Source organism: Endozoicomonas acroporae, from assembly GCF_002864045.1.
Lineage (GTDB): Bacteria > Pseudomonadota > Gammaproteobacteria > Pseudomonadales > Endozoicomonadaceae > Endozoicomonas > Endozoicomonas acroporae.
This window is the reverse complement of sequence record NZ_PJPV01000028.1, coordinates 1-6,287: the sequence shown is the minus strand read 5'-3', so window position 1 is coordinate 6,287 and position 6,287 is coordinate 1. Positions and strand designations below refer to the sequence as shown.

Sequence of the window (6,287 nt, the reverse complement as noted above, 5' to 3'; positions counted from 1 at the left end):
ATTTCAGGAGAGGCGACAACTATGCTGACACAGGGGGAGATAAATGTGGCGAGGTTTCGAGTCCGCCCGATACCTCATGGTCCTCAACATATCCGGCAGGCGATATGAGTCCAATAGGGGACATTGCCTGAAACTTAAGTCTTCACCAACCTGAATGTCTCTCGTGATACTGTTCAGCTGCCGACATTTGTCAGCAACCAATGAGCCGGTCACTCTGAGTTTTTTTTCTGGCAAACTCTCAAGATATTTGCACCCCGTCAGGTTTAAATTCCCGTCCACGTAAAGTGACTTGGGTAGTTTTTTTATATTGGGCATACCGGACAGATCCAGGTCGCCATCAATGAGTACGTTCTCACCGTATTTTGAATAGTCACCCATAGTTGCCGCTTGTTTGAACTCATCCAGCGAAATGGTCTGAGGTGTATTTCTGGATAACGAGCCCCGGGATTGACCGGTCGATACCTGCGCTTTGATATGCTCTTGCAGCTGGATTGACCGCTCCTTGACTTTCAGGAGACTGTTGCGGGCCCCATCCACATGCTTTAATGACTTCTCAGTGACAAACATGGCCTTGATAAGGTAACCCATTCGCCTGACCCGGCCAGGGTCACGGCCATAATGGGTACTGCGAAATAGTTCTATCTGTTGCTGATATTTATTAGTCACCTGGCTTTTCATGGATTCGCCTCGTCGGCAATTGACTGTCATCCCAACCGTTCAACGATGCTGTGCACTGCAGTTGCAAAAATCGTGTGATCAACGTCTGTTATCGACATCACCCCAGAAAATCTCTGGCTGCCCAGTTTATTAACGTATATATGCCCCCGGTTGGATTCGTTAAAACACCGCAACCTGCCCCCCAAAGCACTTAGACAGTGTCTGTAACCCAGTCATCACCGGTTGCCCCTATGAGGACAAGCAGTCTTAAAGCACGCCATCACCTCAATATTGAGTGTTTGTCCTGTTTTTGAATAGCAATCAATTGAAAGATTTCGAAGACGCACTGAATGAACGCTCACAGTGCTAATGACATTGATCAACGATCTGATTATGCAAATGTGCCCACCACGGTCGATATAGTCCGTCATGCACTAAAAGAGAAAAAGAAAAGTCATGGAAAAAAACAACCTGATTGGCAGCATTTTTTTGGTCACGGGAACCACTGTTGGAGCCGGGATGATTGCGCTGCCGGTAACCACAGGCACTTACGGGTTTGCAGCGACCCTCTTTATGTTTATCACCGTCTGGCTTGCTTCACTGGTCATCGCCTTCGCTATGCTGGAGGCTAACCTCCAGCACAAAGAGGGTGCCAACCTTATCACGATGATCTCAGTCACTCTGGGGCGACCCGGAGAGATAATAGGGTGGGGAAGCTGCTTATTATTTCTATATTGCATTCTTGCTGCTTATTTGTCTGGCCTGGGGGAGTTAACAGGCTACTCCTTGTCATATATTCTTCCTCTTGACGTCAACAAGACTACATCCGTTGTGGTGATTACGGCTATTGCCTCTGGCTTAATATATTCAGGCATAAGAATGTCAGAAAACATCAATCGCGTTTTTGTGATTGGTATTTTGCTGATATTTATCTCTCTTGCCTTCATTTCCATGCCCTATGTGGAGGCTGACAGGCTGGAAATAACAACATTCAACCCGCCATTCTTATCATTACCGGTTATTTTTGCCTCTTTTGGCTACCTGGTCATAGTGCCCACCTTGCGAAGCTATCTACACAGTGACGTAAGAAAAATAAAGATTGCCTGTGTGGTTGGTAGTCTTATACCACTGATCATGTACATTTTATGGGCAACGATTGTCATTGGTGTAATACCTGTTCATGGTGACAACGGTATAGAAGGCATTCTGTACTCCGGTGACCCATCAACGGGCATCTTACGGGCCATGGCAGAGTTCACAGACAATAACAATGTTGTACTGATATTCAAGGCATTCTTTTTTTTAGCCATTGCCACGTCATTAATTGGTGTATCCCTGGGAACATTTGATCTTATTTCGGATGGTTTGCAGGCCAACAATATCAAACCCGGCAAGTTTACCCTGACTTTACTGACTTTTGCGCCACCTGCCCTGATAGTCATATTGCTGGACACTGTATTTTTAACGGCACTTGGTTATGCCGCAATATTTTCTGCTGTTGTCTTTGGCATCATTCCGGCCGTACTGCCCTGGGCCGGAAGAAACAAGGGTATCAAAAGCAGTTATCAGTTACCTGGCGGAAAAATAGCTTTCACTTTAATTATTCTCTTTTCCATTGCGGTGATAGTCGCTGAGCTATACAGCATGAATAATGCATAATTTCAAAAGGATATGAATATGAAAAATAATGTTATTAAAGACCTGGTAAAAATTTGCAAATACGCCGGTGGCCGCTTCGACCTTGTTCAGGCTGGTGGGGGGAATGCCGGGGCTAAAGTGGATACAGGCAAACTGCTGGTCTCTCAGGGAGTGGGTTGCGTCCTTTCAGAAACGGAGTCGAATTATGGTTATGTAACCGTTGACAGTGAAAAAATACTGGACGTTTTAGATAACAACGACCTGTTGAAAAAATACAGCCTGAAAGAGAGTGTTAAAATAGCCAATCAAGCAGTCAGGGAAGCTAATGAGTTGCCGGATATAAAACCCACCGCCGAAGTCTTTCTTCATGCCCTCCTCCCTTTTAAATACACCCTGCATTTGCATCCTGTCATTATCAATGCCCTGTTGATAAATCGTGATGCCCAAAAAATCATAGCAAACCTATACCCGGATGCCGGTTTTGTCGGGTATGCCGCCCCCGGGCTGGAAGTGTCTATTCTTTTCGCCCAGTACATGCAAAGCCTCACAGGCAAAGAGAAGCCGCATCTCTACTTTATGAAAAATCATGGCATTATGGTTGGTCATGATACTGTCGATGGGTTAATGGCCATTGTTGAAAACATGATGGCCATTGCTGAAAAATACTTTGCAGTTGATTACAGCCACATGAAAAATGCAACAAAAATTGCTGAACTCTATAGCTCAATAACTGGCATTCAGTGCATAGCTCACTGTTCCAACGACCAAACCATCAACCAGGTGTACCGTGATGATAAAGAGGCCTTTTTCTTTACTCCCTGTTATCCAGATCAATATGTGTATAATGCGGTTTTGCCGGTGGAGTTGAACGAGTTATCGGCTCAGGAGATTGTGGATTTTAAAATCCATAATAATAATTTTCTGCCAGGTGTCGTGGTGTACCAGGATAACATCTACTTTGTATCTACCAATTTAAAAATCACCCATGAGATGGAAGAAGTTTTCAGATCTCACCTGTTAATTGTTACCCTGAACAAACAAAACAGAAAAAAAATAGATACATTAGACAACAGCTTACACAATATTCTATTTTCGGTTAATCCGTTAAACCGATATCATTAGCAAAGCAGGGGGCAAAAGCAGGGGTCACAAAAGCGGGGGTCAGATCTTTCATTGCGCAAATATCTTTTCTTATCAGTAAAAGTGGTAATTGTCATTCATAATTAAAGACCTTACCCCGTTTTTTGATGGAATACTTTTCCTTGCAATGCGGGGCGGACCATTTATGACCCCGATTTTCAATACGTGTTTCAGGATTCCATCCGTTGAACTACCAAAATCATGCGACAGCACACTCAAGAAGGACCTGAAATCAGTGTCGTCTTGTTAGTGGCCATAACAGATCCTTATGCTTCGTTGACAAAATAGTAAATAGTTTGTGCTAGAGAGGAACTTTTATAAGAAGACGTAGTCTTAGGATTAATTCAATAATCCAGTAATTCAATGAATCACTCCTGTAAGTTACCTTCATTCGATGTTGCTTTTTCTGATCTTTCTTCCGGTACGTTGGATATCGTAAACCAATACTGTAAAACTGATGCCAGTGAACGATCGCAAGAGTATCAAGGCATGTCTGGTCAGGTACTGAACTCTCCTTTTCCTGTTTACAATAGACAATCAGATATACCCCAAAATGAAACAGGTGTTCTTAAATCGTTGGATGAATACGATATTGTATCTCTGGCAGACTTCAATATAGAAGACTCTTTTGGAACGTATGTTCCTGAGATACCAAAATCAGCTCTTGATAAATATGTGCCCTGGAATTCTGATGACGAAGTCATTAATAATGAGATATCATCAACATCAAATCCCCCCTTTGCTCAGCAGGTATGCTTATCGGTTAGCGAGCCCAATCCAATACCTGTCAGGCATTTGAGTCCATATAATCAGTTAACTCATCTTCATGCCGTACTGTTAAACCGACAAGATTTACCATCAGTTACTTTTGTTAACCCGATAAACCTGAACCAAACGACAAGTGATGAGCAAACGCCCCCAATGGAAGAAATTGCTGATAGTTTCCTTGTTGAGCACCAAAGGGAGCGAATGCAAGAACTCGAAAAAAGAAAGCTGGTAAATCAGCAAAGAAGGAAGCGGTATAGTGAAATGATGAAAGATCCTGAAAAAAGAAAGCTGAATAGTCAGCGTCAAAGGGAGCTATATAATGAAAGAATGAAGGACCCCGAAAAAAGAAAGCTGATAAATCAACGCCAAAGAGAGCAAAGACAAGACCCCGAAAAAAGAAAGCTGATAAATCAGCGCCAAAAGGAGCTAAGGCAAGATCCCGAAAAAAGAAAGCGGGATAATCAGCGCCAAAGGGAGCGGTATCATGAAAGAATGAAGGACCCCATACAAAGAAAGCTGTTGAATCAGCGCCAAAAGGAGCGAATGAAAGACCCCGAAAAAAGAAAGCTGAAAAGACAGCAACAAAGGGAGCGAAGGAAAGACCCTGAACAAAGGGAGCTGGAAAATCAACGCCTAAGGGAGCAAAGGCGATTAAAGAGGGAAGCGGAAGCGAGGTTCAGGTCTTGATTCTTGAATAAAGTCAAGGAAAACAAAAAGCCAGGGTCAGGCCTTTGTATTTGAACACATTCTAGATTCAAGACCTGACACTGTTTCTCTAAGTTAAAAAAATCCAGGTTCAAGTCTTTCTTTTTGAACACATTCAAGACCTGATACTGCTTCCCACTAATCAAAAAATCAGTTTTCCCATCAAAGGCTCATACACATAGTCATTGAGCGGCGGCTCACTTGGCTTCGGCTTACCCAGCGGCAGCAACGGCACCGATTTCGATAACGGTTGACGCGTTTCTTTACTGTGTGCAACCAGGCGCGAGCGGATAGAAGCCCGGGCGTAAACCTTAAGTGATTGGGGTTGAAAATTATCCGGCTCATTATCCCGATTGATGTTGTCAAACCTGCCAGTCTCGGCCAACAGGGCTTTCAAGTTGCGAATTCTGCCCTTGGCAAAACTCAGCGGTGTATCCCTATGCCAGTCTCGCGCCTTACAGTTGGCACCCTCAGACACCAATAGTTGTACTTTCTTACCCGAACCACTTTTTGCTGCCAAATGTAACGGGGTCCATTGTGTACCGTCTTGCCTGGCTTCAAGGTTAGCCCCCTCGGACAAAAGCAGCTTCAGATACTCCAAGTCGTAGTAGTTTTCGCTAGCCGCATAGTGCAATGATGTCAGTTTATATTTATCAGCAGCATCAATATTGGCACCGGCAGCCAGAAGCACCTTGAATACCTCCAGTCTGTCGTTTCTGGAAATCGAATGAATTAGTGGCGTTACTTTATTAATATCCTTGGCATCAATATCGGCTCCCCGGGCCAGAAGCTCTTTCGCAACCTCCCCGCTACCGGCCATATGCAGCGGAGTCCGGCCTGAATCACTGCGGGCATTAACGCAGGCACCTGCGTCGAGAAATACCTTTAATATCTCCAGATCGGCATTATAACAAGCCAGGAACAGCGGCGTGTTTCCGCAATTATCCCTGGCCTCAATATCGGCTCCCCAAGCCAGAAGCTGTTGCACAGTCTCCCCGCTAAAGGCTCCATGCAACGGAGTTTGACCTGAAGAATTGCGGACATTCACGCTGGCACCCGCAGCCAGAAGAAAGTTGAGAACTTCCTTATTTTCCGGAGTTACCGCCAGAAACAGCGGGGTTTCGCCATACCGGTCCCTGGACTCAATATCAGCCCCCTGTTCCAACAATGTCTTCACCGATGCCAGGTCGCCATCCTTGGCTGCCTTGAGCAGATTTTTGTCGTCCGGGGACAGTTCCTTTGTTGCGCCCAACAGGATATTTTCAACGTCTCTCAACGGGTGCTCTCTCTGAATAATTAAAACATAAGATCCAACGGCCTACAGCAAAACCAGCTACTTTGTATAAGAAAAATTTCTACGTGGCTTTGAACATGACTGC

5 protein-coding genes are annotated in these 6,287 nt (G+C 44.6%); 3 read left to right on the top strand and 2 right to left on the bottom strand.

All coding sequences use genetic code 11. The annotated features are described in order from the left end of the window. Positions 1 to 3: 3 nt before the first annotated feature. Positions 4 to 678 carry a hypothetical protein gene (locus CX664_RS05260; protein ID WP_101745729.1) on the bottom strand — a complete coding sequence of 225 codons (675 nt, stop codon included), beginning with the start codon at positions 676 to 678 and terminating at the stop codon, positions 4 to 6. Between the two features lie 435 nt (positions 679 to 1,113). Between CX664_RS05260 and CX664_RS05255 the strand changes: the two genes are divergently transcribed. From CX664_RS05255 to CX664_RS05245, 3 genes are all read left to right on the top strand, one after another. Beyond that, positions 1,114 to 2,316 (top strand): amino acid permease, encoded by a 1,203-nt coding sequence (locus tag CX664_RS05255; RefSeq protein WP_101745728.1) that lies wholly within the window; start codon positions 1,114 to 1,116, stop codon positions 2,314 to 2,316. A gap of 18 nt (positions 2,317 to 2,334) precedes the next feature. Then, complete coding sequence (locus CX664_RS05250) at positions 2,335 to 3,417, top strand: class II aldolase/adducin family protein (RefSeq protein WP_180966381.1); 1,083 nt, start codon at positions 2,335 to 2,337, stop codon at positions 3,415 to 3,417. Between the two features lie 381 nt (positions 3,418 to 3,798). Further along, positions 3,799 to 4,890 carry a hypothetical protein gene (locus CX664_RS05245; RefSeq protein WP_145999837.1) on the top strand — a complete coding sequence of 364 codons (1,092 nt, stop codon included), beginning with the start codon at positions 3,799 to 3,801 and terminating at the stop codon, positions 4,888 to 4,890. 160 nt (positions 4,891 to 5,050) lie between these two features. Here CX664_RS05245 and CX664_RS05240 read toward each other — a convergent pair whose 3' ends face one another. Continuing rightward, on the bottom strand, positions 5,051 to 6,184 hold the full coding sequence (locus tag CX664_RS05240) for an ankyrin repeat domain-containing protein (protein WP_101745725.1): 1,134 nt from the start codon (positions 6,182 to 6,184) through the stop codon (positions 5,051 to 5,053). Positions 6,185 to 6,287: the final 103 nt, after the last annotated feature.

Excerpts from the sequence above, each read along its gene's own strand:
- CX664_RS05260 (WP_101745729.1), bottom strand. The coding sequence starts at position 678 with ATGAAAAGCCAGGTGACTAATAAATATCAGCAACAGATAGAACTATTT.
- CX664_RS05255 (WP_101745728.1), top strand. The coding sequence starts at position 1,114 with ATGGAAAAAAACAACCTGATTGGCAGCATTTTTTTGGTCACGGGAACC.
- CX664_RS05250 (WP_180966381.1), top strand. The coding sequence starts at position 2,335 with ATGAAAAATAATGTTATTAAAGACCTGGTAAAAATTTGCAAATACGCC.
- CX664_RS05245 (WP_145999837.1), top strand. The coding sequence starts at position 3,799 with ATGAATCACTCCTGTAAGTTACCTTCATTCGATGTTGCTTTTTCTGAT.